Origin of the sequence: Shewanella sp. Scap07 (assembly GCF_013394145.1) — a bacterium.
Classification (GTDB): Bacteria; Pseudomonadota; Gammaproteobacteria; order Enterobacterales; family Shewanellaceae; genus Shewanella; species Shewanella waksmanii.
Map to the genome: position 1 here is coordinate 893,292 of NZ_CP041329.1, position 25,690 is coordinate 918,981.

Annotated in this window: 24 protein-coding genes; 12 read left to right on the forward strand and 12 right to left on the reverse strand. The window is 46.3% G+C overall.

The features are described from left to right. Window positions 1–267: 267 nt before the first annotated feature. Window positions 268–855 carry a pseudouridine synthase gene (locus FLM48_RS03830; protein ID WP_179023577.1) on the reverse strand — a complete coding sequence of 196 codons (588 nt, stop codon included), beginning with the start codon at window positions 853–855 and terminating at the stop codon, window positions 268–270. Between the two features lie 230 nt (window positions 856–1,085). On the opposite strand from FLM48_RS03830, the gene nagB reads away from it, so the two are divergent. From nagB to FLM48_RS03845, 3 genes are all read left to right on the forward strand, one after another. After that, complete coding sequence (nagB, locus tag FLM48_RS03835) at window positions 1,086–1,880, forward strand: glucosamine-6-phosphate deaminase (RefSeq protein WP_179023579.1); 795 nt, start codon at window positions 1,086–1,088, stop codon at window positions 1,878–1,880. Window positions 1,881–2,027: 147 nt separating this feature from the next. After that, window positions 2,028–2,561 carry an SRPBCC family protein gene (locus tag FLM48_RS03840; protein ID WP_179023581.1) on the forward strand — a complete coding sequence of 178 codons (534 nt, stop codon included), beginning with the start codon at window positions 2,028–2,030 and terminating at the stop codon, window positions 2,559–2,561. A gap of 327 nt (window positions 2,562–2,888) precedes the next feature. Continuing rightward, window positions 2,889–5,024 carry a TonB-dependent siderophore receptor gene (locus tag FLM48_RS03845; RefSeq protein ID WP_179023583.1) on the forward strand — a complete coding sequence of 712 codons (2,136 nt, stop codon included), beginning with the start codon at window positions 2,889–2,891 and terminating at the stop codon, window positions 5,022–5,024. Window positions 5,025–5,118: 94 nt separating this feature from the next. On the opposite strand, the gene FLM48_RS03850 is transcribed toward FLM48_RS03845, so the two are convergent. Then, complete coding sequence (locus FLM48_RS03850) at window positions 5,119–6,804, reverse strand: diguanylate cyclase (protein WP_179023585.1); 1,686 nt, start codon at window positions 6,802–6,804, stop codon at window positions 5,119–5,121. A 328-nt stretch (window positions 6,805–7,132) separates the two neighbouring features. Between FLM48_RS03850 and FLM48_RS03855 the strand changes: the two genes are divergently transcribed. Further along, the gene (locus FLM48_RS03855; RefSeq protein ID WP_028772471.1) at window positions 7,133–7,807 is read left to right on the forward strand and encodes a nitroreductase family protein; all 675 of its coding nucleotides are present in this window, start codon (window positions 7,133–7,135) and stop codon (window positions 7,805–7,807) included. 49 nt (window positions 7,808–7,856) lie between these two features. Here FLM48_RS03855 and hmpA read toward each other — a convergent pair whose 3' ends face one another. The 3 genes from hmpA to FLM48_RS03870 all read right to left on the reverse strand — a co-directional run bounded on the left by hmpA (window position 7,857) and on the right by FLM48_RS03870 (window position 10,855). Continuing rightward, complete coding sequence (hmpA, locus tag FLM48_RS03860) at window positions 7,857–9,080, reverse strand: NO-inducible flavohemoprotein (RefSeq protein WP_179023587.1); 1,224 nt, start codon at window positions 9,078–9,080, stop codon at window positions 7,857–7,859. 118 nt (window positions 9,081–9,198) lie between these two features. Continuing rightward, window positions 9,199–10,464 (reverse strand): NnrS family protein, encoded by a 1,266-nt coding sequence (locus FLM48_RS03865; protein WP_179023589.1) that lies wholly within the window; start codon window positions 10,462–10,464, stop codon window positions 9,199–9,201. Between the two features lie 94 nt (window positions 10,465–10,558). Then, entirely contained in the window at window positions 10,559–10,855 is a 297-nt protein-coding gene (locus FLM48_RS03870; protein ID WP_179023590.1) for a hypothetical protein, read from the reverse strand. A gap of 282 nt (window positions 10,856–11,137) precedes the next feature. Between FLM48_RS03870 and norR the strand changes: the two genes are divergently transcribed. From norR to elbB, 5 genes are all read left to right on the forward strand, one after another. Beyond that, complete coding sequence (gene norR / locus FLM48_RS03875) at window positions 11,138–12,709, forward strand: nitric oxide reductase transcriptional regulator NorR (protein ID WP_179023592.1); 1,572 nt, start codon at window positions 11,138–11,140, stop codon at window positions 12,707–12,709. 104 nt (window positions 12,710–12,813) lie between these two features. Next, window positions 12,814–14,730, forward strand: a complete 1,917-nt coding sequence (locus FLM48_RS03880) for a U32 family peptidase (protein ID WP_179023594.1) — start codon at window positions 12,814–12,816, stop codon at window positions 14,728–14,730. A gap of 40 nt (window positions 14,731–14,770) precedes the next feature. Beyond that, entirely contained in the window at window positions 14,771–15,148 is a 378-nt protein-coding gene (locus FLM48_RS03885; RefSeq protein WP_028772476.1) for a PH domain-containing protein, read from the forward strand. Window positions 15,149–15,318: 170 nt separating this feature from the next. After that, window positions 15,319–15,897 (forward strand): dienelactone hydrolase family protein, encoded by a 579-nt coding sequence (locus FLM48_RS03890; protein ID WP_179023596.1) that lies wholly within the window; start codon window positions 15,319–15,321, stop codon window positions 15,895–15,897. Window positions 15,898–15,993: 96 nt separating this feature from the next. Beyond that, a complete protein-coding gene (elbB, locus tag FLM48_RS03895; protein WP_179023598.1) occupies window positions 15,994–16,644 on the forward strand; it encodes an isoprenoid biosynthesis glyoxalase ElbB in 651 nt (216 codons plus the stop codon). A gap of 81 nt (window positions 16,645–16,725) precedes the next feature. On the opposite strand, the gene FLM48_RS03900 is transcribed toward elbB, so the two are convergent. The 5 genes from FLM48_RS03900 to FLM48_RS03920 all read right to left on the reverse strand — a co-directional run bounded on the left by FLM48_RS03900 (window position 16,726) and on the right by FLM48_RS03920 (window position 20,074). Then, complete coding sequence (locus FLM48_RS03900) at window positions 16,726–17,733, reverse strand: hypothetical protein (RefSeq protein ID WP_179023600.1); 1,008 nt, start codon at window positions 17,731–17,733, stop codon at window positions 16,726–16,728. Between the two features lie 43 nt (window positions 17,734–17,776). Beyond that, window positions 17,777–18,364, reverse strand: coding sequence for a hypothetical protein (locus tag FLM48_RS03905; RefSeq protein WP_179023602.1), 588 nt, complete (start codon window positions 18,362–18,364; stop codon window positions 17,777–17,779). Window positions 18,365–18,427: 63 nt separating this feature from the next. Beyond that, window positions 18,428–18,865 (reverse strand): acyltransferase, encoded by a 438-nt coding sequence (locus FLM48_RS03910; protein ID WP_256871043.1) that lies wholly within the window; start codon window positions 18,863–18,865, stop codon window positions 18,428–18,430. A 92-nt stretch (window positions 18,866–18,957) separates the two neighbouring features. Next, window positions 18,958–19,563, reverse strand: a complete 606-nt coding sequence (locus FLM48_RS03915; protein WP_179023604.1) for a DUF998 domain-containing protein — start codon at window positions 19,561–19,563, stop codon at window positions 18,958–18,960. Window positions 19,564–19,603: 40 nt separating this feature from the next. After that, complete coding sequence (locus tag FLM48_RS03920; RefSeq protein WP_179023606.1) at window positions 19,604–20,074, reverse strand: GNAT family N-acetyltransferase; 471 nt, start codon at window positions 20,072–20,074, stop codon at window positions 19,604–19,606. A gap of 441 nt (window positions 20,075–20,515) precedes the next feature. Between FLM48_RS03920 and FLM48_RS03925 the strand changes: the two genes are divergently transcribed. Further along, window positions 20,516–21,991 carry a lytic polysaccharide monooxygenase gene (locus tag FLM48_RS03925; RefSeq protein WP_179023608.1) on the forward strand — a complete coding sequence of 492 codons (1,476 nt, stop codon included), beginning with the start codon at window positions 20,516–20,518 and terminating at the stop codon, window positions 21,989–21,991. Window positions 21,992–22,173: 182 nt separating this feature from the next. Here the strand turns inward: FLM48_RS03925 and FLM48_RS03930 are convergent, their stop codons facing one another. Then, a complete protein-coding gene (locus FLM48_RS03930) occupies window positions 22,174–22,533 on the reverse strand; it encodes a RidA family protein (protein ID WP_256871044.1) in 360 nt (119 codons plus the stop codon). A gap of 35 nt (window positions 22,534–22,568) precedes the next feature. Further along, a complete protein-coding gene (locus tag FLM48_RS03935) occupies window positions 22,569–23,684 on the reverse strand; it encodes a membrane dipeptidase (RefSeq protein ID WP_179026265.1) in 1,116 nt (371 codons plus the stop codon). Between the two features lie 229 nt (window positions 23,685–23,913). Here FLM48_RS03935 and FLM48_RS03940 point away from each other — a divergent pair, with 229 nt between their 5' ends. Together FLM48_RS03940 and FLM48_RS03945 are read left to right on the forward strand one after the other, a co-directional pair. Beyond that, window positions 23,914–24,462 (forward strand): GNAT family N-acetyltransferase, encoded by a 549-nt coding sequence (locus tag FLM48_RS03940; RefSeq protein ID WP_256871045.1) that lies wholly within the window; start codon window positions 23,914–23,916, stop codon window positions 24,460–24,462. A gap of 211 nt (window positions 24,463–24,673) precedes the next feature. After that, the gene (locus FLM48_RS03945) at window positions 24,674–25,600 is read left to right on the forward strand and encodes a TAXI family TRAP transporter solute-binding subunit (RefSeq protein ID WP_179023609.1); all 927 of its coding nucleotides are present in this window, start codon (window positions 24,674–24,676) and stop codon (window positions 25,598–25,600) included. Window positions 25,601–25,690: the final 90 nt, after the last annotated feature.

Genomic DNA, 25,690 nt, shown 5'->3' on the forward strand with positions numbered 1-25,690 from the left:
CTCGTATCACAAAAATGAAATTGTACACAGGCAAGAAACAAATTTGTGGTGTAGATACAGTTGCGAGCTTCCAAAACATGGATGTTTTGGTAGAGCTTACAGGGATGTACTTGCTGCGTCTCGTAGTTGTATCTGCACAATAGCCTGCGGCAGGCAACTAGGCTGATATAATCAATGCTGGGTTATTTGTTAACTTCACTGAAAACTGGACTGGGCATCGCTTTTGGTGGGAAGTACAGGGGACAAAGCACTACAATGTTAATCCCTTTAACTCCCCACAAAAGGTTGCATATCCACATTACTTAGCGGTAAAACCTCGCCAACTTGCATATCACCGAGTTGGATGTGCCCGACTCGAACTCTGACCAGCCTGAGAGTAGCAAAACCCACTGCAGCGGTCATTTTGCGCACTTGGCGGTGTTTACCCTCATTAATCACAATTGACACCCAGCTAGTGGGACCATGGCGAGCGTCGCGGATTTTACGGCCGCGGTCTGGCAAGTCGGGCACGCTATCGAGTCGCTTGACTTGGCAAGGTAGGGTTTGGTGGGGCTGGCCTTTATGGGTAATACACACACCTTGGCCTAACTGCTGTATAGCCGCTTTGGTTATCAAGCCGTCAACTTCAACGTAGTACTCTTTTTCAACGTTTTTGCTGCGTACATAATGGCTCATTTTGCCGTCTGTGGTTAATAAGATGAGTCCTTCAGAGTCATGGTCTAGCCGACCAATAGCCATAATTCCTTGAGGAAAAGAGCCTAAGTCAGCCAATAATGGCTTACGTTTACGCTGCTCGGGGACAAATTGGCTTAGGGTGCCGTAGGGTTTAAAGCATCGAAAATGGGCAGCAGACATAATGCACTGTAATTAGCTTAGGGTAGGCAGCTAGTGTAACGGCATTTAGAGGGAGCTGCATGTACTTTGGCTTACAGTTAATAGATGACAGCGCTGTCATTTGGGGTTATAGTTATGTTAATAAATGGCATTAACGCTGAGTTAATGTCAGGCATCAGCAGTTACTGAAGCTGGGTTGGTGCACTTAGGCGCTTTAGCCACATTCAATCTCCATTTATAGAGTCAACGTTATGCAAATTGTGATTTTAAAAGACAGTAATGAAGTGGCGGCTTACGGTGCCAATATTTTTATCAAACAACTGCAGAAAAAAGCTAACTCAGTTTTAGGTTTAGCCACAGGTTCAACCCCGGTTGCGCTTTATCAAAAGTTGATAGCCGCAGCCACGTCAGGGGCGATCAGTTTTAAGGATGTCACCACGTTTAACCTCGATGAGTATTTAGGCTTAGCGGGTAGCCATCCACAAAGTTATCGTTACTTCATGAACGAGCAGTTGTTTGATCATGTTGATATCAACAAAGACAACACTCACGTGCCACCCGGTGATGCCAGCGATCCTATTGCAGCCTGTGAAGGTTATGAGCAGCAAATCGTGGCCGCAGGCGGCGTGGATATTCAACTGCTTGGTATCGGGCGTAATGGTCATATTGGTTTTAATGAACCTTCATCTGGCTTGATGTCTCGTACTCGAGTGAAAACCTTAACCAAAGCCACCATCGACGATAACGCCCGCTTTTTTGCTGCCGACGAATATCAACCACACCTGTCTATCACCATGGGGATAGGTACGATTTTAGATGCCAAAAAAGTCGTGCTATTGGCTACCGGTGAAAACAAAGCCGATGCTATTTTAGCAACAGTAGAAGGTGCGCTAACGGCATCTTGCCCAGCATCTGCGTTGCAATTACATCGCGATGCGGTTTTAGTCATCGATGAAGCTGCTGCATCAAAGTTGTCTGACTGTGAGTTCTACAAGCACATTGAAAATGAGAACCAGAAACTGCAAGCACAACTCGCCAAGTTGTAAGTGGCACCTGATTCAAGAAAAGCAGGCTTAGCCTGCTTTTTTTATTGCCAAATTATCCATTCCAACTGATTAAATTGGTTAACTATTTGACGGCAAGCACAGTTAGTTCCTATGGTTAATAGATAACGTTAACAGGGAATAGACCTCATGCTTAAAAAAGTACTCATCATCTTTGCTGTACTCATTGCGCTGCCGTTTGTACTGGCACTGTTTGCGCCAAAAAACTACTCAGTGGTTACCAGCGTTGATATTGCTCGAGATAACCAAACCGTTTATGACTATGTGGTGTTACTTAAAAACCAAGATAATTTTAGTGTCTGGGCGCAGATGGACCCACAGATGCAAAAAAGCTATCGCGGCGAAGATGGCCAAGTGGGTTTTGTGTCTGCCTGGAAAAGCGATAATCCGGATGTGGGCGAGGGTGAGCAAGAGATCACCGCGATTGTACCGGGGCAACGCATTGATTATGAGCTCAGGTTTTTAGCGCCTTTTGAGGCAGTGTCACCGGCGTACATGATTGTCACCCCTATTGATGCTGATAATACTCAAGTTACTTGGGGTTTTACTGGGCATCTTGATTATCCGATGAATTTGATGATGTGGTTTATCGATTTTGAAACCATGATTGATAACGATTTAAGCCAAGGGCTGGCAGCCTTGAAGCAGTTATTGGAATCTTAATATCTCTTAGCAACACCAGCATCAATGTCATTACCTCCACTTTTGCGGTTGTCTTGGTTTAGCTAAGGCAGCCGTTAGCCAAACTATTAAGCTTGGGTCAATTTATGCGCTGTCTCAGCAATGCTCTATCAACCGCGCTATATGCACCAAGTCGCTTTCGGTCACCCAACCTTGCTATTTAAATCAAAATATTAGCCTGCTTATTTGCTTATTCTTCACGTTCGTATCTTAAATGTAAATTATGTTGAGAGTAATTATCGTTTTCATTAAGATCTTGGCCTTTTTATTGTATTTAGAATCCCGCTTGTTTTGTCATAGAGGCTGAAGATGGACCAAATGTTTAAGTTAAAGTACCCAGGGTTGCTACTCGCAATGTCGCTAACTGCACTGCCTAGTTGGGCAGAAGAACCAACGACAACTGCAGCGGAAGATGAGAGTGAAATGGAGATCATCACCATTAGTGGTAAAGGCCTGATCTCTTATGTCAGTGCTTCTGCGGCTAAAACGGACATGCCGATTATTGAAACGTCGTCTTCAATCTCGGTATTAACCGAAAAACGTATTACTGATTTAGGGGCAGAAAACGTACAAGACGCCATAGGATACGTGGCCGGGGTCTATAATGGTCCCTATGGCGTCGACACGCGTGGTGATTGGGCACAAATTCGTGGCGTGTCGCCCCTGCAATATCAAGATGGTTTACAGATGATGTTTGGTAATTATAACAATGTCCGTACCAATCCCTATATGTTGCAGCAGATTGAAATTCTTAAAGGTCCTTCATCAGTACTTTATGGTCAAGGCTCAACGGGCGGTATCATTAACTTAGTGACTAAGCGCCCTGAAGCTGAGCAAAAAGGTGAAATTTGGGCACAAGTTGGTAACTACGATCGCAAGCAACTAGCCGCAGATGTTACCGGCGCCATTGATGAAGATGAAACCTGGTTATACCGTTTAACCGGCTTATACCGTGATAGTGATACCCAAACCGATCATGTTGAAGATAACAGCTACTTTGTTGCCCCTGCATTAACTTGGTTTGCCACAGATAGCACTAAGATTACCTTACTGGCTAACTTGCAAAAGAATGAATCGGGTTCAAGCACCCAGTTTTTCCCTCATGTTGGCACAATCCTGCCTGCGCCTAATGGCCAGATCCCAAGTGAGCGTTTTGTCAGTGAGCCTGGGTTTGACCAATATGACACGCAGCAGCGTGCGATCACCTTATTAGTCGATCAAGAGCTTAATGACTATATGTCGCTGCATTGGGCGACGCGATACGTAGACAGTGAATCGACTTACCGTACTATGTATGCTTGGCCATTTGCCTTGCAAGCAGACAATCGCTCGCTATTACGCTCAATTTCAATGAGTGATGCAACGGCAGAGGCATATACTTCAGATCTGCGCCTACAAGCCAAGTTTGACACCGGCTCAGTGGAGCACAACTTAACCTTCGGTGTTGATTATCAAGATGTGGAAATTGATACCGACCGTCTATTTGTTTGGAACGGCGGTGGCTTGATTGATATTTATGATCCGCAATACGGCGTTAACCCAGAGCAGTATCCGACTGATGCGGATATTCCTGATTCGCCAGCAGAGAAAAGCCAGCAACTGGGTATATACCTGCAAGACTCGATTAAGTTCGGTAGTTGGGTGATCAGTGGTGCTTTGCGACACGATCAAGTCGAATCTGACACGGCCACAGAAGGCACTCAAGATCAAAGTGCCACAACCGGTAGATTGGGAATTTTGTATAGCTTCGACTCGGGTATTGCACCCTATGCAAGTTACTCACAATCGTTTCTACCTATTTATGGCTCTAATGAAGTGGGTACACCATTTAAGCCACAAGAAGGTGAGCAGTATGAGGTGGGGGTTAAGTATCAACCCAGTGGCACTGAGCATCTATTCACCGCATCGGTATTTGATATCACCGACAAAAACCGCAAGCAGTCGGCAGGGCCAGATCTGACTTTACAATTAGGTGAAGTTGAAATTCAAGGTCTAGAGCTTGAAGCGCAGTTAGAGTGGGATGAGGTTGATGTCTATGCAAGTTATGCCTATACCGACTCAACCAAACATAGTTCAACGTTAGGTGAAGATGGCGCTAAGTTAGCCGCTATGCCAGATCACATGTTGTCGACTTGGTTAACCTATCGACCACAGTCTTTCTGGCAAGGCTTCAAAGCCGGTGTCGGTTTCCGTTATGTTGGCGAAACCTCTGATGGCAGTATTGATGTCGTATTGCCTGATGGTACGGTAGCGCATAATGCGTTAAATACGGATGCTTATCACCTGTTTGATATGATGATTGGCTACGAGTTTGACCAATTTGATATTAGCGTTAACGTCGATAACATTACCGATGACACCGTTATTACTAGCTGTTTAGCACGCGGTGATTGTTTCTATGGTCAGCGCCGTACCATTACCGCTAATGTGAGATATAACTTCTAGTTGCGCTATCCACTCGCGGGCAACGTAGCCATAAAAAAGGCCATAGCTGACGCTATGGCTTTTTTGTATGTAAACCCTTTACCCGCTAGCAAGGCTATGCGGTTTGCGCTATCAAGGGGCAAGTTTGATTGCGGCCTTGGCTTTTGGCTTGATACAGCTGTTTATCGGCTTGTTCGATTAACTCATCGAAGGCGGTATTACGCAGGTGCCCGTATGCGAGGCCGATACTAGCTGTAACGGCAAGATCGCTAGCATCAGCACTGAACCTCAATTGTGAAATGCGCTGGCGTATACCCTCAGCAATGGCCTGAGCTGCTTTCATCTTGGTTTGCGGTAATACGATAATAAACTCTTCTCCCCCCCAGCGAGCGGCGATATCTTGCTGTCGTTGGCTAGCCTGGATCTGTTTAGCAATTGCAATCAATACCTTGTCACCTGTTTGATGACCGTAGTTGTCATTAATCGCTTTAAAATGATCAATATCGATGATCACAACAACTAGGCTCTTATCTGCTTTGCTGGCCTTAATAAACTGTTGGGTTTTCTGATAAAAAGCCCGGCGGTTGTTCAAACCTGTGAGTGGATCCGTTTTAGCCATGTATTCGGCGTGCAGTTTGTCGCGCTCGCTAATTCTAAACTTGTTCGCCAGCGCTAAAGCCAGTAAGACCACATCAATCAGTAAGCCCACTTCTCCTGCTCTAAAGGTCATATTGCTGTAGGGAATTACGCCAATAACAGCAAGACCGGTCGTCGCAGTACCTAACATTGATGATACCGATGCCAGCAGAAAAATTTTCGCGTTGGGCATATTGGCGCGCCATGCAAAGAACCCCAACATCAGCATCAGAAAAGAGAACAACAGCATAAAATCAAAGGCAAGGATCAATGCCATCACCTGGTCGTCAAACAGGTACGCTAAGCCAAAGAGACCAGGGAAACCAATGCAGATAGTACTGATTAACCTATGTAGCCGCGGATAGAGTTGGCGAATATTTAAAAACCGTAACGCAAACAGCAAGCCAAATACGTTGAAGGCCATCATCAGTAGTGGTAAGCCCCACTGTTGCCACATAGGAGTGTTAGACCAGAACCAGCGAAACCCATGGCCAGTATAGGCTATGTTCATTAGTAAAAAAGAAAACAAAAACAAGGAATAGAGTAGGTAACTGATGCTACGCATACCGATAAACAGCATCAGGTTATAGATCAATAAACAGGTTATTGCGCCATAAATAAACCCGTAGGTATAACTTTCAAACTCCAGCTCGTCTGCCGCTTGATTATGGGTGAGTAAATACATCGGCACGACCATAGGGTCTGGGCTGGTAATATGAAGTAGTAGCTGCGATTTACCCAGCGGTAGCATCAGCATGCTATTGAAGTAACGGCCGTTGTCAGCACGTTGATCAAACGGGTATTGGTCCCCCAAAATACGCACTTTAGTCACAGCTTGTTGATGAAACTGGTAAAGCTCGATGCGGTTTAACCAGGAGTTTTTGATTTGAAAGAATCGGCTTGTTGGCTTGTCGTTGGGGTTGAGAAATTCAACGGCTATCCAGGTAGGCTTCGCTCCAATGCCGAAGTTAATGGTCGGGCTATTTTGTCGCGTAAATTGACCTTGTTGAAACAACTGCCTTGCTTGTATTGCTTGGATGGGCTGTTTGGGGTGATAAACATAGCTGTGCTCGCCGATGGGCTGGTGATATTCATGGCTAATGTCAATCGAGGCAATCGCTTGACGCGTGTTGGCCTGGGCCGCGGTGTAAAAGCTGCTCAACACGAATATGCATAACAAAACGAGTGGTGCCCATCGATGAGTCAACATAGTTAAAGGTCACTTTATATGGAGTTGGCCAAATTATCTGCGCGATTGGGTTGCTTACCGGCAATGATAGTTGGCTAGTTTACAGTATCTTAACATCCAAGGGGCTCGGCTATTGGTATTAATCGGTAAAGTTTTGTTGCGTGCGCAATGAAATTGAGGCTGTGTAAAGCAACTGCTACAAGGATGAGTTATTTTAGCGTTGCTTAGAAAAGCTGATTTTTGTTGTCAGGTTTGCTAGTTTGAGTCATCGTTTATTGGCACTGTTTTAGACTAAGGATTGCGCATGTCAGAGATTCATCACCCACTCACCGATTTTATTAAATACAGTGAAGCTGAGATGCTTACCCGTGCCACTGAGCAATATACAGAAGTGAAGCGCCGGCACAGTATTCGGATGTTTTCAGACAAGCCTGTGCCGCAGGAAATTATTGCCAAGTGTATTCAGACTGCAGCGACAGCGCCAAGTGGTGCCAATCATCAACCTTGGCATTTTGTCGCCATTAGCGATCCTGAAGTGAAAGCGCAAATTCGCGAGCAAGCAGAGGCGTTAGAGCGTTCTTTCTATGAGGGCAGAGCTGGCGAAGAATGGCTAGAAGCACTGAAGCCGTTGGGAACCGATGCTAATAAAAGCTACCTTGAAAAAGCGCCGTGGCTCATTGCGGTGTTTTCACAAAAACGTGGCGGCCTAGATAACAATGAAGATACGACTAATTACTACGTTCATGAGTCGGTTGGCATTGCCACAGGCTTTTTGCTACAAGCCTTGCATCATGCTGGATTAGGTACACTAACCCATACGCCTAAGCCTATGTCTTTTTTGAGTAAAGTCTGTAACCGAGACAATGATGTTGATAGGCCTTATATGCTGATAGTGGTGGGTTATCCTGATGACGATGCCACCATTCCTGAGCATTCAACTAAGAAAAAATCGCTGGATGAAATTTGTACTTTCCTATAAAAAAACGGGCATCAATGATGCCCGTTTTTATCACTCGAACTTGTCAATATTAGAGCGTGGCATGGGGACCAAAAACTTCATAATGAATGGCATCGCTCTGCACGCCCAGCGCTAATAATTGCTGCTGCACTGCGCGCATAAAAGCAACGGGTCCACAAAGATAGAAATCACCATCATTAAGGGGTAATTGCTCGGCTATAGGAGCCAGTTGCATTAGGCCCTGGTGAACCTCTGTACCCTTGATCGAGTCACTTGTTTGCTGCTGATTAAGCCATAGGTGGCTGCGCAGCGGTAATGCTTCACTTAATTGTGCAACACGTGATTGAAATGATAACTGCGCCGCATTTTCACAGGCATGCAAATAAGTGATGCCATGTTGATGTTTATTACTGGCTAAGGTTTCTAGCATCGCCTGCATTGGGGTGATCCCCACACCGGCAGAAATGAGCACAACTGGCTTATCATTATCTTGGTAATGGAAATCACCGGCAGGCGCAAACAACTCGACACGGTCACCCACGTTTACGCTGTGATGCAGATAATTGGACACAACACCATCCACTGCTGACTCGCCTGTTGCAGCCGCATTGGCAGACTCGCGTTTGACAGAAATACGATAGTGAGTGCCATTGGCCTTATCAGATAGCGAGTACTGGCGGATCTCTTGATGTGGGTGACCGTCGGGAGCAACTTTAATACCGATGTATTGTCCGGGTAGGTAATCGGCGACCGCGAGACCATCTTCTGGGCTGAGGATAAAACTTGTGACTAACTCAGATTCAATGACCTTGTCACTGATGATAAACCCCCTTGGGCCCTGCCAACCGCCGGTCTTGTGACTGCTGGCGTGATACAAGCTGGCTTCTTTATCTATAAAGACATTGGCCAGCAGCCCATAAGCTGCGGTCCAAGCTTCTTCTACTTCAGCGGTAAACGCATCAGGTGCCAGTTCTCTCAGTGTCTCAATTAAGTGATGGCCTACGATAGGGTAGTGTTCGGGCTGAATATGAAAGCTCGTGTGTTTATGGGCAATGCGTTCCACTGCGCTACCTAATGCCGCAAGGTTGTCGATGTGTTTGGCATAGGCCAAAATGGCATTGAATAACGCCGCACTTTGGCCGCCAGAATGTTGGTGGCTCAAGTTAAAAATATCTTTTAGCTCAGGGTTGTGGCTAAACATACGCTGGTAAAAATGTTCAGTAATGGCAGTGCCCGCTGATTCTAGTAATGGCACGGTACTTTTTACGGTATTGATATGTTGCGCAGATAACATCGATATATCCTTTTTTGTTGTCATTATCGGTAGCCAATGCTGACTACCCATATATTAGCCCAATCAGGCCAAGTTATTGCTTCAGGTGAATAAAGTGTCGGGTTCTTCAGCTTTAAGCTTATTTACTGGCCCTTGCAGCTGTGAGGATCGGTATGTAGTGCCAAAGAAATAGCCCAAAAGCGATAATCCAGCAGCCAGCACTGAGCTGCCAGCCAAGTATCGGTTGGCCAACGCTTGGCAATGCGACCCGCACGACAGCGCCTATCAGCAGCAATGCGAAGGCAGCAATCATGTTGCGGTGGACACTCAGTGCACGTCCGGTATGGCCTAAAGAGACCCGTGAAATCATCGCTAAGATCATCGCGCCTATCGTGCCGACCGTGATCATGTGTAATGCATCGGCAAAACGAATAGTCTCGACGTGATAGCTTAGCCCTAAGCCGATTAAACCAATGGCTAAAGCAAAGTATGATGCGTGCAAAGACCACAGCAGAGGGACCTTGGCGGTTGCCAGTGGCGCCCAAAAATACTGTCTCATCAAGTGTAAGGTGCCACTGAGAATCAACAGACTAGCGGGCGTGAAAGGTAATGGCACAAAATAACCTAGCAGAAATACACTGGCGCCGATGACTGTACTTATGAGCAGTAACTTATCGAGCATGGGCGTTGCTGCGACCTTGGCATGTTGCGCGCCGCGACCGGTGAAAAAGGGGATAACTCTGCCCGCGACTATGCCGACTAGCAGGCCAAAGACTAAAATTGCCGAGCGAGATAAATGCAGAGCCAGTGCAGTGTTGTTAGCAAAGTCACTGAGCAAAACCCCAATATTGAGCAGCATCATCATGCTTAGCAATGGAATGAATTGATAGTTACGCTGACTTTTAGCAGTGACTACCATCATCGCGAGGTAGGTGATACTGATTAACCACCACAGGCTTTGCATGCCGACAGTCAGCCATTGTAGTCCGTCTGTAGCAAACCAAATCAGGCCTCTAGCCACTAGCCAGATCAGGGTCAACGCAATCAATCCCCAGCCATGAATACTCTGCTTGCCGGTCCATGTTTGTGCGGCGGTTAATAAAAAGCCGACAGCGATAGTGGCCCCAAAACCAAATAGCATTTCATGGATATGCCAAACGACAGGCGATAAGCTGCTATTGCTAAGCATTATGTCGTTACCCGTAAGCGCTAACCACCAAGCTAGCATACTGATACAAGATAGTAGGCTGGCAGCGATAAACCATGGGCGAAAAGCCAGCTCCCACAGCGGGTGTTTAGCAATCGTGTCGGTCAATCCAACAGTACGTTGTGGAGATATTTGGCTGAGCTGACCATCACTATTTAGGATAGTTTTGCTATTTAGCTTAATGGGTTGTTTTGCCATAGCCTGCTTCTTGTTATCGATTTGTCGAGTTGTGAGTTAAGGGGGTTAGTCGTTGGCTAGAGACAGCTAACGCTGCTAACTTGTCAGCGGCCAATTAAAGCTGTTTGTACCCCAGTCCATCTAAGCCGATACAGCGCACCACGTAGCCGATTTTGATAAAGGTTGCGAATAGGATGAGCGCTATATGGCTGGCAACTTGGGCCACTAAAGAGAAATGAGTGGCAAAGGTGTATCCCACCAATATGCTGAGCAACATGCCGATCACGGCGATAGCCATAGTGATGTTGCCCGCCGACTGCACACGCTGATAGAAACTGGAACCTTGAGCGATTTGGGCATGAGTCGATGGCGTCGCGAAATAATCGGGAGTTGTTAAGGTCATGGTTTGCATAGTAATGCTCCTTAATAAGCCATTATCGTGACGGCAATGTTGAGGTGTCGGCGATAATTTATTTTGGGTAACTAACACTGTAATAGCGATAATCGTGCCAATTATAAAAATCACTAATAATCAATTGATTATGATTTTCATATTGATAAAAAGAGTCTTTATGACTCACTATTTCTGTTGTCAAAAAGACTACTTGGTATCTTTTTGACTGTGGTGTTAGACTGATATCGCGCCGATGACTTGGCATCGTGCCAAATTAAGCTGCTGAACTAGGATGACAACATGAGCGAAATCTCCTCTGCTGCGCTAATTGCCTTAGCGTTAGATTTGACCCAAAGCTTGGCGGATAAAGACAGGTTTGATCGCTTGCTGAGTACGGTGCGCCATGCGGTGGATTGTGATGCGGTGGTATTGCTACATGTACAAGGTGAGCAGCTTAAACCTTTGGCACTGCAAGGGCTTGCCAAAGAAACCTTAGGGCGACGATTTGAGATTGGTGCCCACCCGCGTTTTTTACAGATATGTCAGTCAACGGAGCCGGTACGCTTTGCTGCAGACTGTGGCTTACCTGATCCCTACGATGGCCTGTTATTGGTTCACGATGGCGATCTGCCTGTGCATGCTTGTATGGGGCTGCCACTGCTGGCCAATGATCAGCTAATCGGGGTACTGACATTAGACAGCATGGTGCCCAATGTGTTTGATGATATTCCCAAACGCAGCTTGGATATTATCGCAGCTATGTCCGCTGCCACCTTAAATACTGCCATGATGCTGCAGGAGCTAGAAAGTCATTCGCAGCATAGTCAGCAAGTGGTCGCTGAGTTAACCCATGAAGCCTTGGTGAAAGATGGCGGCGAGCTTATCGGTGACAGCGAGGTCATGCTCAAGCTTAAAAATGAAATTGACATGGTGGCAGGCTCTGACTATTCGATACTGATTGAAGGCGATACCGGTGTCGGCAAGGAGCTGGTGGCCAGAACCATTCACACTCGCTCTTCTCGCCGTGATGCCCCGTTAGTTTATGTTAACTGCGCCGCATTGCCGGAAACCCTGATTGAAAGTGAGTTGTTTGGTCACGTAAAAGGTGCTTTTACCGGTGCAGATCGTGACCGTGTGGGTAAGTTCAGCCTCGCCAGTGGCGGCACTATTTTTCTTGATGAGATTGGTGAGCTACCGCTTGCGGTACAGAGCAAACTGTTACGTGCCCTGCAAAATCAAGAGATCCAAGTGGTTGGCAAAGACAGTATTGAGCACGTCGACGTGCGCATTGTAGCAGCGACCAATCGTCAACTTGCCGTTGAAGTTGAACAGGGGCGTTTTCGCGCTGATCTATACCACCGCCTCAGTGTTTATCCGTTGCAAGTGCCAGCACTGCGCGAACGTGGCGGCGATATCAGCTTGCTGGCAGGCTACTTTATTGAGCTTACTCGGCGTAAGTTAGGAATGGGGCAGTTGGCGATAACCGCAGATGCTTTAGCCTTATTGTCGGCGTATGACTGGCCCGGCAATGTGCGTGAACTTGAACATGTAATTAGTCGTGCAGCGCTGCGTGCCCGTGGTGATAGTCGCTCCGATATTGTGCGTATCGGTTTAACTCATCTGGCGTTGACCATGCCGCAGCAATCCGATACGCAGCCCATAGCAGCCAGCGCTGCAGTAGCTGTTGATACTCAGCTTAATCTCAAGCAGCAAACGGAAGCATTTCAGCGACAATTGATTATGCAAAAACTGGCTGACCATCAAGGAAATTGGTCTGCCGCAGCTAAATCACTGAATGTGGATCGTGCTAATTTAAACCGTTTAGCCAAACGCTTAGGCATACAAGTGAGCAAACGGGTAGAGCTAAACTGAGTATTGCTTTAGCAACAATTTATATTCAATTGGGCGAAATCGCTGCGACTTTGCTATAATCCGTGCCCCAAATATGTCGGTTAATCGAGTTTGAGACTAAGTTTATGAGCAGTGTTGGCATCTTTAGACCTAATGAACAGCCCCCGAAAGAGCCGGTTGCGGTGCAATCGAATCGATTGGAGCTGCTGGCACCGGCGAAAAACGCCGATTACGGCATTGAGGCGATCAAACATGGTGCGGATGCCGTATATATAGGCGGCCCTGCGTTTGGTGCTCGTGCGACAGCGGGTAACAGCGTTGAAGATATCGCCCGCTTATGTGAATTTGCTCATCGTTACCATGCGCAAGTGTTTGTCGCGATAAACACGATTTTGATGGATGATGAATTACCGCAGGCACAACAACTTATCTGGGATGTTTATAACGCCGGTGCCGATGCGCTGATTGTACAAGACATGGGCATATTACAACTGGATATTCCGCCAATAGCGCTGCATGCCAGCACGCAGATGGATAACCGTAGCCCAGAAAAAGTTGCCTTTTTAGAGCAAGTCGGCTTCTCTCAAGTGGTACTCGCCCGTGAACTAGGATTAACCCAAATCCGTGAAGTGGCTAAAAACACTAACATGCAGATTGAGTTTTTCATTCACGGAGCCTTGTGTGTGGCCTATAGCGGCCTGTGTAATTTGAGCCATGCTTTTAGTAATCGCAGCGCTAACCGCGGTGAATGTTCGCAAATGTGCCGTTTGCCAGGTGAGCTTAAAACCCGTCAAGGCGAAGTGTTGGCAGAAAACGAGCATCTGTTGTCGCTAAAAGATAATAACCAGACTGACAACCTTGAGGCTTTGATTGATGCTGGCGTGCGTTCTTTTAAAATTGAAGGCCGCTTGAAAGACTTAAGTTACGTGAAAAACGTCACCGCCCACTATCGTCAAGCACTCGACAAGATCATTGCTAAGCGTCCAGAGCTTAGCGCCTCATCCCATGGTCGCTGCGAGCATACATTTACCCCAGATCCAGAGAAAACCTTCAACCGTGGCCGAACTGACTACTTTGTCAATGAGCGTAGCCAAGGCGTGAGTGACTTCCGTTCGCCTAAATACATAGGTGAAGAGGTCGGTAAAGTTATTCAGTTAGGCAAAGACTTTATTGAAGTCAGCTCTACTGAGGTGTTTAACAATGGCGATGGCTTAGCCTATTTTCCGCCTAATTACACTCAAGCAAAGCAATCTGATGATAAGTTGCAGGGGTTACGAGTTAACCGTGCTGATGGGCTCAAGCTCTATGTCACAACCATGCCTAAAGACTTAAAAGTGGGCGCGACGCTTTATCGAAATCACAACCAAGCCTTTGAGATGGTGTTGGCAAAAGAGTCATCTAAGCGAATTATCCAAGCGGACTTGTGCTTAACGGATAGCGAAGACGGGGTCAGTTTGACCATTACCGATCAATACGGTCATCAGGGGACAGCGGCCATTGTGGTTGAAAAGCAATTGGCCAGTGATATTGAAAAAACCACTAAGAATATCCGCAAGCAATTAAGTAAATTAGGCAGCACTGACTTTAGCGCCCGTGAAGTGCAAATTAATACCGAGCAGATGTGGTTTATGCCGGCCTCGCTGCTTAATGGTTTACGTCGTGAAGCAGTGAGCGCACTGGAAGCCGCTAGAGTGAATGACTATCAGCGTCCTACTGCCTGGAAACACAATCAAGATGCGGTGTATCCAGTGAAGCATTTAAGCTTTATGGGCAATGTGGCTAATGAACAAGCCAAAGCGTTTTATACTCAGCATGGTGTGATTGAGATAGAAGACACCTATGAGAAAAACGGTATTACCGAAGATGCGCCCTTAATGGTCACTAAGCACTGCTTACGATTTAATTTTAACCTTTGTCCAAAAGAAGTACCGGGAATTAAAGCCGACCCTATGGTGCTTGAGATTGGTAAAGATGTGCTTAAACTTGTATTTGATTGCCCTAAGTGTGAAATGATGGTTGTTGGTGCCAATAGACAGGTATAAGCTAGCTGGGTCAATACACTAAAGGATTAAGGAATCGATCATGGGACTACTCGACTCGCTGATGGGCAATGCCTCCGAAGTAAACTTAGAGGAGTTAGCCGCAGAGTTAGCGCCTATTATGGCTGACGGTGAGAGTTTATCACTGGCTTATAAAGTCATTAGGGACATGTTTGTGTTTACCAACAAACGACTTATCCTGATAGATAAGCAAGGCGTGACGGGTAAAAAAGTCAGTTATCATTCAGTGCCATACAAGTCGATCACCCACTTTGAAGTGGAAACCGCGGGTACCTTCGATATGGACTCGGAGCTAAAAATCTGGATATCTGGACAAAAAGATCCTTTAGTCAAAGAGTTGAAGAAAGGCACTGATGTGGTGGGTATTCAAAAAACCATTGCCAACTATTCATTGAAGTAATTTAAACAGCCCGAGTATCAGCTCGGGCTGTTTGCTTTTGATAGCTTGAGTTATCGTTGCCTGAGCGTTGATGCACGTTACCAAGGTGACGTTGAAGGATATTGATTAAATCTTGCGACGGTTAAGCGATAGCGTATTTAGTTCATGTTAGCTAAAGTTAAGGAGGTAGTTTGCGCATTGTCATTGCCACGGATATTTTTGGCAAAACCCCAGAGTTCAGTCGTTGTCTTGAATCATTTCCCTTTGCTTATCATCTTGTCGACCCCTATCAGGGCAAGTATCAGTCTTTTGCGGATGAGCACAGTGCCTATCAATATTTTATCAACAATGTCGGTATCAATGCTTATGCTGGCCATTTAGCGCAGGTTATCCAAGCTGATGAAAGCCCCACGGTGGTGATAGGTTTTAGTGTCGGTGCTGCCGCACTGTGGCAAGCCTCAGCCATGAGCGCTATCAATCACGTGGTGGCGGGGTTTGGTTACTATGGTTCGCAAATTCGTCATCAAATTGAATTACAACCACAATTTGAACTGCAGTTGGTGTTTCCGCGAACAGAACCCAGTTTTGATGTCGGTGAACTTGTCAATCAGTTGGCTGCTACGGCTAAGGTCAATGCTGTGCAATGTCAGTATTTGCATGGCTTTATCAATCCCTTGTCCGTCAATTTTCATCCTAGAGGCTGCGCCGATGCGCTTCAATATTTAACCAAGCAGGTAGGCCGTTTAAGCGACTCAATGACTCGCACGTGACCGAGCGCACTAGAGCGCTGTAGTAATAATGATTATGATGCTAGCAACAGGGCAAACCGTGTTAAGCATATTGACTCGAATTGAAGGTGAATAGAGATGAAAAAAGTGGCTGTTATTTTATCTGGTTGTGGCGTATTTGATGGTGCAGAGATCACTGAATCGGTGCTAACTTTGCTGCATATTGCTAAAGCTGGCGCAAGCTATCAGTGCTTCGCGCCCGATATTGAGCAAATGCACACATTGAACCATCTAACCGGTGAAGAGATGAGCCCCAATCGCAATGTGTTAGTCGAATCAGCGCGTATAGCGCGAGGCGACATTAAGGCGTTGGGTGAACTTAACTGTAATGAATTTGATGCGTTGATTTTACCCGGTGGCTTTGGTGCCGCTAAAAATTTGTCAGATTTTGCGGTCAATGGCGCCCAAGCTAGTGTGCAAGCCGAGGTATTAGCCTCTTGCCAAGCTTTTGCTGAGGCGAAAAAGCCTGCTGGCTATATGTGCATTGCTCCGGCGATGCTGCCTTTGGTTTATGGTAAGGGAGTGAAAGCAACCATAGGCAATGACGCCGAAACCGCCGCTGCGATTAATATGATAGGTGGCGATCACCAAGACTGCCCTGTGGATGAGATTGTGATTGACCAAAACCACCGTGTGGTCAGCACACCGGCCTATATGTTGGCGAGTTCAATTGTTGAAGCCGATGCCGGTATCAGTAAGTTAGTTAATCAAGTACTCGCGATGAGCTAATTCATCAAACTAGCTTGACCACAAAACCGCCACATATTTTTGGCGGTTTTTTTGTACTTGATTGCCATTACCTCAGGCTATTTAGTTTTGAGCACCATTAGCCTGCAGGCAAGCAATGGCGTGAATTAACCGCTCGGGCTGATCTATGCCGAGATAGACTTGGCGGGTATCGCCAATGGGTTGCTTAAGCTCAATAGCGAGGTTAGGCGTGCCAGATAGGTTATAGCGCTTTGCATGTTTGCTACGAGGGATAAATTGGCTGTTAGGTGTGATACTGGCAATATTGGCGATATCAATGCTTAAGCTTGGGTATAAGCCATAGCGAATGATGAGTTGCTGATTATCGATGCTAATAGGCCGTTTGGCTAAAGCGCGGTACTCAGCAATGAAAAACAGCAAGCTTAGCAAGGTGAGACCGCTAATGATATTGGCGGCGAGGGGTGACCATAAGAAGTGCAGCAATAGGTGCACAAGAGGGAGTTCAAAGGCAATAATTACGATGAACCCCAATGTGTTATCGCGGCAACCGTCTTTATTGTGATAACTAAAATGTTGCTGTCCACGATAGTATTGAGGCTGGATACTGTTGTGGCACAGCAGGTAGCTCCATAGGCGTAAGTCAAAGCTCAGCAGTGTGGCCAGTGGTTGATAATGGGTCAGCTTGGCAATGGCATTTGCTAAGGCGTCATCAGGGTCGCTAGCTGCGTTTAACGCGCTTTTGACAGCTAAAATCACCAGTGCAATGCTAAATAGCTCAATGGCCAATATTGCTGCTAACACCACATAGCGCAAGGGAGATAATTGACTAATTAGCACCTGTTGTTCGGAGGGAATTATCAGGCTCCCAATCAACAGCATGAGTGCGATATAGGTCAATGCCTTGAGGGTGGCAGTGCGTTTATCGCCGATAGCCCAAAAGCAGATGGCGGGCAGCACCAGCAGAATATCCAATAGATATAACCACTCTAATTGTGCGAGGCCTGCATCATTGAGCGGTGATGGAACATGAAAATTGAATGCCCAACTGAATGCCAGCAATAACATCACTGCTAAGGGGGCGTAGGGTTTGTACTGAGCAATACTTTTCAATGGTTTCTCCTTGGCCTAAGGCCTTGTATTGGATTCAGAATGACTACTGGCTGGTGACGCAAAACAATACGCTGCACTCACCTTCGCCTGCTGCGTGCACACTAGAGTAAAAGCTGCAATGGCTCGGCAGCGCGGCGGCGATTTGCTCGTTTGCTTGCTGATATTGGTTCACATCGATTTGTCCATGGGCTAAAAGCAATGCAGCGCTGATGTTAGCCCTTGAGTTCGCTCGTAAAAAATCGACGGCACTGTCCCGTGAGCTAAAGGCAAAAAGGTGCGCACTAGGGTCACTAAATAATCGTAAATCAGCCACATCAAGATTGTCGGGCATTGTCTTACTCACCAACTTGGCTTTAATGTTGCTGGCTACCGTTCTAGCAATGTGGTCATCATTGCTCGGGTTGGCAATAAATAGCACCGGGCAATGATTTATCCGGCAGCGCATTAAGATTTCTTGCGCTTGCGTCATATTAGCACCGGTGACAATCAACAGATCGCAACCATCCAGAGCTTGGGGCGCTAGGGCGATGATGTCTGCGTTCTCGCGGCAACCTTTTGCTAAGTTATCAAAGCGAGTCATGACAATGTTAGCAGGTGCTAGCTCATCAATAGGGTGAAAATTTAAAGACAACCCAATGTACTCCTAATCAGTGGCAACAGTTGCCCGTTGCTAAGCCCAAGTGAGGTGTTGACGTTAAAGTAGTTTCACTATGGCATAACAGCCCAATACCCAACTTGCATTGAAGAATGCTCTTAGTGGCCAGGGTTGATTGCCGTAGGTGATGTTGAACACTTTGGTGGCAACTACGCCTAGACCCATTAGTGAAAACCAAGGGGTTAAGGGCCAAACAAATTGCGCTTTTAGCAGTGAAATTGCTAAATCATGCAGCGCGCCGCTGACGGTAAAAGTGGCGATGATGGCTAACGCGCCGGGCATCACTTGCCTGCAAGGCTGCATGATAAAGCGGGCCAAATAATAGCCCCATATGGGATTCCAGTAGAGCCAAAATTGTGCAAACGAGGCTGCCCCTAGGGAGTTGTGGAGCATATTGCTCAGTGAGCCTGCAGCGCCAAGGGCAACGCCATTTCGCTTTTTAACGTATTGCGCTAATGTCATCTGCGGATGCTTCAACTTGCCTCCTTGTGCTTTTTGCAGCAGTAGTTTAGCTATTGCCTTAAGCTAACATGTTGGTTGTGGTGATCATACTTATCACCACGCTGCTGTTAGGCGATACTCAGCGACAGCATACAGAGCCACAGCAGCTGCACACCATAGGATAGCCGCTGTTGCAGCCCCGGGTTGGTTTGTTGTCGCACGGCGATAACCATCTTATATAGGTAGTAGACAGTGATAAGCACTGCAGCTACCGATATCAGTCGTATAGAGATGGGGGTAATTAAAGATGTTGGCCCCAGGGCGACACAAATTGGCGCGATGAGTAGCGACAGTAACATGATAAAACCTGCCCAAGAGTGGATCTTGCAATGGCGACTGGGCGTTTTAGCATAAGGGTCGGCATCCATAGGGAAGTAGCCTGCCACCCATGTCCCTATGCCATGCAATCCAATCAGGTAACCGGCCACGTGCAGTGAGATATGGGCGTTATCAATAGAGATGACATGCCAGCCACACAGCAAAAATAACAAGCCTAATGGGTAATTATTGATCCGTGGTGATAGCTTTTGAGTAGGGCTGCCAACGGCGCCCAGTTCACTGCAAAATTGCCGTTGGTGGCTATAGCCAGGGTAATACCTAGCAGCAATATAGACACCCAGCACGATCCAAATGCTGGCAATGATCCCTGAATAAACACTGAGAGTATGTAACAACGCTGCTGTCCTTGCATGAATTGATTTATGTCTAGTTAACTCATTTATGGCTGAGTGATTTTTGCATGGCAATACAATCTAAGCTGATGCCTCTTGGCGACTGGTAAGTCGCAATTTTGTCTCCAACAAAACCGCAGCTACGATAAAAAGCAGCGGCGTTGAGCGTGGACTCTAACATCAGCTGAGATAAACCTTGTTGCTTGGCCTGTTGTTCTAAAAAAGCCAGCATCTGGGTAGCGATCCCTTGGCCAAAGTAGTCAGGGTCAACAAAAATAGCGTCAATCATGGTCGTATCTACGGTCAGCATGCCACAACCAACCACCAGTTGGTTAAGCTCTGCCACGTAAAATGCGTTAATAATGTCCTGTTTTATGGCCTCAGAGACTTCACCTTCGGTCCAAATCGCTAGCTGCTCAGATGAATAGAAGTCGCTACATTGGGCTAATATTGCCCGTTTGCGTAGTTGACATATAGCGCTGATATCTGCCGCCAGGGCTTTTCTTATCACCATGTGCTACTCATCCTTGATTACTTAGAATGGGCTAATTTATATCATGGCAGCCAATTGAAATCTATCAGGATTATTTCATACTTTACATTTATTTAACTTGTGTGAGTAACAAGATTGACGTTAGCGGTTGTGACCGTCAAAAGCACTACTTTTCTCATTGGGTGCCAAATTAATTCACTCGTTCAAAGCGGTTTATTTTAATCGATTTATTTTGTGTTGCAGATATCGATGCTGATTGCTGTTTTTCACTATCAATTTGCTGTGCTTAGTGTTTTATCACACAGTTTTTCGATCTCAAAGTTATCTATTTGACTGTTTGCATACGTCAAGATATTGCCAGTTGAATTAGCTCAGTTATGTCGTGATAATCGCTGCCAGTTCAATAACGGAACTATCTAAATTTATTAATAAATAACAATTTTTCAAAAGGAGTTGTTTGCTGTGAAAAAGTCAATTTTTTCGGTGTCGACAATCGCTACTGCGCTGTATTTTTCTGTGCCAACAACCGCAATTGCCCACGGTTGGGTAGAATTTCCCCAGGCACGTCAATCTATCTGCTATGAACAGGGCGGCATATGGACTGGTAATCCGCCTAATGCAGCATGTAAGGCTGCGCTAGAAGTGTCAGGCACTTATCAGTTTGTGCAGCGTAATGAGGTTGCGATTAACATTCAGGCGCCGGATTATCTTGATGCGCAAAAAGTCAGAGCAGCAATTCCCGATGGCAGCCTTTGCTATGCCAATGACCCACAAAAGCGAGGATTAGGTGTTGAGCATGGCGACTGGACCCGCACAGAGGTAGCGCCGGGCACTTTTGAGCTCGTGTTCAACGCCACAGCGCCGCATAATCCGTCATATTGGGAGATTTATCTCACTAAGCCAGCTGTCGATGTGTCAAAGGCGCTCAGCTGGGATGATCTCGAGCTGATCCAAGAGTATGGCAATATTGAAGTCGGCGCCGACAAGAAGTATCGCATGAGGGTTACGATTCCTGCTGAACGCAGTGGTGAGGCAATACTATACACCCGTTGGCAGCGTATCGATCCAGTGGGAGAAGGCTTCTACAACTGTAGTGACATAAACATTAGCGGTGACGAGTTACCGCCTGTCGACCCTGATGAGCCGTATCTACATAAAGGTGAACAGTTTATACCCAATGACGTCTCGTTACAGACACCGCATATTGGCGAGTCTGTTAAGTATGATGTGCTCAATCGATACGGTGATATTCACACTAGCTTTAGCGTAGAAATTACCGAAGATAACCAGCTAGATTGGGACCGTTTGTTAGCGGCTAAGATCAGTGGTTATTATGAGTCTAATCACAATGGCAATGTGTTTATTGGTGATTGGCATGCTGAAATGAACCACTATATGTATTTCAGAGATAACCTTTACGCCAACTATTTTAATGCCAAAGATGAACGAGCATCTGGAGTGTTTAGTATTGTTGCTGACGAGGTCAATCCGGGCTTAACTGCTGTCATTACCCCACAAACATTGCAAGAGATTCAACTGGCGGAAGTGCAGCACGGCACGGTGGTGGTGCTCAACCCGCTAAACACTACTGGTGACTATGACCAAGTGGTTTGGCAACAATTGAGCGGCCCGGCTGTTAATACTGATCAAGGGCGCTACGATGAATTGATCATTGATACGGACGCTTTATCTGGCGGTCAAGACCATCAGTTATCCTTCCAGCTTACTGTGGCCAATGTCCAAGGCAGTGATAGTTCGGTTTACAGCTTCACGGTGAAATCTGGCGATGATGAGATACCAAGTGATGGAAACTGGTTGGCTGACAAAGTGTATGTTCAGGGCGATATAGTGACTTTTGCTGGTCGTAGTTGGACTGCACAGTGGTGGACTCAAGGTGAGCAACCTGGTACTACCGGTGAGTGGGGAGTGTGGCGTTAATAGTGATAAAATCTGTTGGCCTAGAGAGTGACTTAAGACGCTGATTCTAGAACCTTATTTTAGACGTATATGCTAACAACTTAATCTATTGACTCACGGGTTGCGACTTGGCTAAACGAGCGAGTAATAGAGGCTAAATCTAGGCGCAAGGGCTTTAACATAAGCGCTTGCGCCTTGTTATCTTAATGCTGCTTTCGCACTGCGGTGACAGTAATTTCAATGAGTACATCGCCTTCTAGTGCCACACCGACACACGCCCGTTGTGGCCAATGTTGTGGGTCGTCACCGAGCCAATCACACCAGAGCTGATCCATAACGGGTTTGTCTTTCATATCACTAATGTAAACCTGCGCCGAGACTATGCGGGTTTTATCGCTACCCAGCTCAGCTAAGTTTTGCTCTATGGTGGCTAAGGTCTGCTGGGTTTGCTCAGCGATATTCAACTGTGTATCCGCCGCTGTTGCGACTGTCCAAACCAAATCCTGATAGGCCGTAGACTTATTGCGGCCGATATATCTGCCGCGTTGACGTTCAATCACCATTGTATTCCCTGTTTTAATTACGTATCTATTTGCGCTTATCCCAATACTGCTGTTAGCACCCTGTGCCAGTTACCGCCCATGATTTTGTCTCGTTCTAGACCGCTAAATCCAGCGCTGGCTAAGGCATCATCAATACGCTGCATGCGGTTAATATGATTAAGCTCTGGCACCACTACGTGTTGTGGTTCAACATCAAAGCCTAATACGCCACGTGCGCGTAAACTGTGCCACCATTCTAGGTACTGTTTAACGCCTTGCGTATTGTCATTATCCAGTGCCAGTAACTCTTTGTGGCCTCGTAGTGGATAATCATTGGCAATGGCCACCGCATCGATGCCGGCGACATTGGCGACATGTTTTAGGTGAGCAAGATAGTGATCAGTTGTTGGTGGGTTATCTTGGGTCAACCAAAAAGTCATCATGAACACCCCGAATAATCCACCCGTATCCGCGATGGCTTTAAGCACATCGTCAGGGGTGCAGCGTGCATGGTTTACAATCGATCGCACTGCGCCATGGCTTTGTACTATCGGGGCTTTTGACAGCTTTGCGGTGTCTAGGGCAGATTGAGGACTGGAGTGACTGACATCAATAAGAATGTTGCGGCTATTGAGTTTAGCAATCAGCTGTTCACCCGCGGTAGTTAGAGGCAAGTTGAGGCCTTGCTTACCATTATTATCTAATGCACCGCCAGCAAATAAATTTCCGTAGTGGTGGGTTAATTGTAACGCGCGTAACCCTTTATGATAAAACTCATCGACTTGGCTAAGCTCAGAAGTGATGCTTTGCTCAACACAGTCGGCGCCTTGGATTTGGAAAAATACCGCGGTGCGTTGGCTGTCGATCGCTTTGTTTATATCGCTGCCAGAGCGCCCTAATAATAGCTGTTGTGGATTTTGGTTTACTCGGGCTAGCGCAGCAGTGATGCTGTCCATGCAGGCTTTGTAAGTCCGTTTATAGTTGGTGGTGCCATCGGGCTTTTTGATGGCTTCTATGGCTGAAATGTCGCACAAGTAAGCATCAAGTTTAGATGAGGCTAAGTCGGCGAGATCGTCAGGTAAGAAAGATAAGCCGTCAATGTAAACCCGTTTTTTAGGGCTGTTGAGGCTATAGGCTAATGGGGTTTGTGTCAGTAAAACTCCGGCTGCCATGGCTTGCAGTATCCGTCGTCGTGAAACTATTGCTGAGGCAGTTGCTGAAGTTTTAAGCACACTATGCTCCTATTGTGAGTGTTTGCAATAAATGCTACCAGTAAACAAGCTAAAAGTAGAACAAAGTATCTAATGCAATATCTTGAATATTGTTTGATTATAATTTGTTGATATTTAAATATAAAGTAAGTATTTTAACTGGCGTATTAACACATTCAGGGATAGTTTTGTGATTGAAATTCGTCAGGCAACGGCTGCAGATCTACCGCTTTTTTTCCAATATTTAGCTAAGCAGCTTGAGGAAAATGGCGCCAATAATACTCCTCTTTTTCAGCCCTTATCTCGCTCAAAAAGCCAATTGAGTGATGATATGCGTATTCGTTTTGCTGAAGGCATTGTCAGAGAGCGCGACCAAGCTGGTTGGCGCCAGTTGTGGATTGCCATGGATAACGGTCAAGTTTTAGGCCATATCGATATTCGCGCCACCGATGAGCCCTATACCGAGCACCGTGCATTAATGGGAATAGGGGTGGATGCCAGTGCGCGCCAACAAGGGCTTGGTAAGCGTTTGATTGATCACCTGTTTAGCGATTTAGCCTCGCAACTTAATTTTGGTGACAGCATTGTTGAGCGTATTGATTTGTGGGTACTGAGCCACAATCAAGCGGCGAAGAATTTGTACCTGTCGATGGGCTTTAAGTTATGTGGCGAGTTAACGGATATGTTCCGCATTGACGGTCAATCACTGGATCACACCTTAATGTCACGACTCGTTTAAGCTGCATGTTTAACTGCAATGCGCGCCAATAATAGCGATTCCATTCAAAAATTGTGATTTTTTGTGCGCTTGACAACCCCGTCTGCATAGGTAAATATCGGAGCACTTTTAGTAAGTTGTCGGTATTAGATGGACGTGATTACCAGCATAAAAATAGTGTCAAATTGGTGATCCTTAATACTGTTTACTTAATCAATATCAGGAGCCTGTTATGATTCGTAAGCTATGTTCGATCGCATTGTTAGCGGTATTATCACTGCAAGCACAAGCTGAAAATTACTCTATTGGTACCGGTGGACAAAGTGGGATTTACTATCCTTTTGGTGGTGCGTTAGCCAAAGTGTGGTCCGATAATGTTGCAGACGTTAATGTGAAAGCAGAAGTGACCGCAGCCTCGGTAGAAAACACCATTAAAGTGGTGCGTGGCGATATGATTGCTGGCATCGCCATGGGCAATGTCGTGCTGGACGCCTACAAAGGTGAAGGCAAATTTCGCAGCGAAATGCCCGTGAAAACCTTGTTCGCCCTCTATCCGAACTTAGTGCATGCTTTGACCCTAGAAAAGTCAGGCATTACCTCGCTATCACAGCTTAAAGGCAAGCGTATCTCCTTGGGAGCTCCGGCAAGTGGCACGGCTGTTACTGCAGCAGCGTTACTGGCTTCTATTGGTATCGATGTTAAAAAAGATATCGACGCTGTCTACCTCAATTATGCGGAAACCACTAATGCGCTGGCTAACGGTCAGATTGATGCTGGTTTCATTGTGGGTGGCCAAGGTGTTGGTGCTGTCACTCAGGTAGCATTGACTCACAAGATTAATATTATTGATATTAGTGCCGCAGAATCGGCCGCTTTTATCAAGCAATACCCAGCATATAGCAGCTACAATATTCCAGCCGATGTGTATAACAATGTTGATGAAGTCTCGACATTGAGTGTGTGGAATGTATTAGTTGTTAGCGCCAAAATGGATGATGACATGGCGTATAACCTCACTAAAGCCGCCTATGAAAATATGGATGAGGTACGTAAAGTGGTTAAAGTGGCCGATGCCACCACACCAGAAAATGCCTCACGTTTAGCCGGAGTGCCTCTGCATCCTGGCGCGCAAAAGTATTTAGATTCTATTGCTAAGTAACTTCATTAGGCCGTGTTAAACACGGCCTAATCTATTTGTGGCGGCAGCCGTGTTGTTAATGTGCTGGCGCCCATGTTGTAAATGACTATT

Excerpts from the sequence above, each read along its gene's own strand:
- FLM48_RS03840 (WP_179023581.1), top strand. The coding sequence starts at position 2,028 with ATGCTTAAAAAAGTACTCATCATCTTTGCTGTACTCATTGCGCTGCCG.
- FLM48_RS03865 (WP_179023589.1), bottom strand. The coding sequence starts at position 10,464 with ATGGCAAAACAACCCATTAAGCTAAATAGCAAAACTATCCTAAATAGT.
- FLM48_RS03845 (WP_179023583.1), top strand. The coding sequence starts at position 2,889 with ATGGACCAAATGTTTAAGTTAAAGTACCCAGGGTTGCTACTCGCAATG.
- FLM48_RS03935 (WP_179026265.1), bottom strand. The coding sequence starts at position 23,684 with ATGGCAGCCGGAGTTTTACTGACACAAACCCCATTAGCCTATAGCCTC.
- hmpA (WP_179023587.1), bottom strand. The coding sequence starts at position 9,080 with ATGTTATCTGCGCAACATATCAATACCGTAAAAAGTACCGTGCCATTA.
- FLM48_RS03855 (WP_028772471.1), top strand. The coding sequence starts at position 7,133 with ATGTCAGAGATTCATCACCCACTCACCGATTTTATTAAATACAGTGAA.
- norR (WP_179023592.1), top strand. The coding sequence starts at position 11,138 with ATGAGCGAAATCTCCTCTGCTGCGCTAATTGCCTTAGCGTTAGATTTG.
- FLM48_RS03930 (WP_256871044.1), bottom strand. The coding sequence starts at position 22,533 with ATGGTGATTGAACGTCAACGCGGCAGATATATCGGCCGCAATAAGTCT.
- FLM48_RS03920 (WP_179023606.1), bottom strand. The coding sequence starts at position 20,074 with ATGGTGATAAGAAAAGCCCTGGCGGCAGATATCAGCGCTATATGTCAA.
- FLM48_RS03880 (WP_179023594.1), top strand. The coding sequence starts at position 12,814 with ATGAGCAGTGTTGGCATCTTTAGACCTAATGAACAGCCCCCGAAAGAG.
- FLM48_RS03885 (WP_028772476.1), top strand. The coding sequence starts at position 14,771 with ATGGGACTACTCGACTCGCTGATGGGCAATGCCTCCGAAGTAAACTTA.
- nagB (WP_179023579.1), top strand. The coding sequence starts at position 1,086 with ATGCAAATTGTGATTTTAAAAGACAGTAATGAAGTGGCGGCTTACGGT.
- FLM48_RS03945 (WP_179023609.1), top strand. The coding sequence starts at position 24,674 with ATGATTCGTAAGCTATGTTCGATCGCATTGTTAGCGGTATTATCACTG.
- FLM48_RS03870 (WP_179023590.1), bottom strand. The coding sequence starts at position 10,855 with ATGCAAACCATGACCTTAACAACTCCCGATTATTTCGCGACGCCATCG.
- FLM48_RS03830 (WP_179023577.1), bottom strand. The coding sequence starts at position 855 with ATGTCTGCTGCCCATTTTCGATGCTTTAAACCCTACGGCACCCTAAGC.
- elbB (WP_179023598.1), top strand. The coding sequence starts at position 15,994 with ATGAAAAAAGTGGCTGTTATTTTATCTGGTTGTGGCGTATTTGATGGT.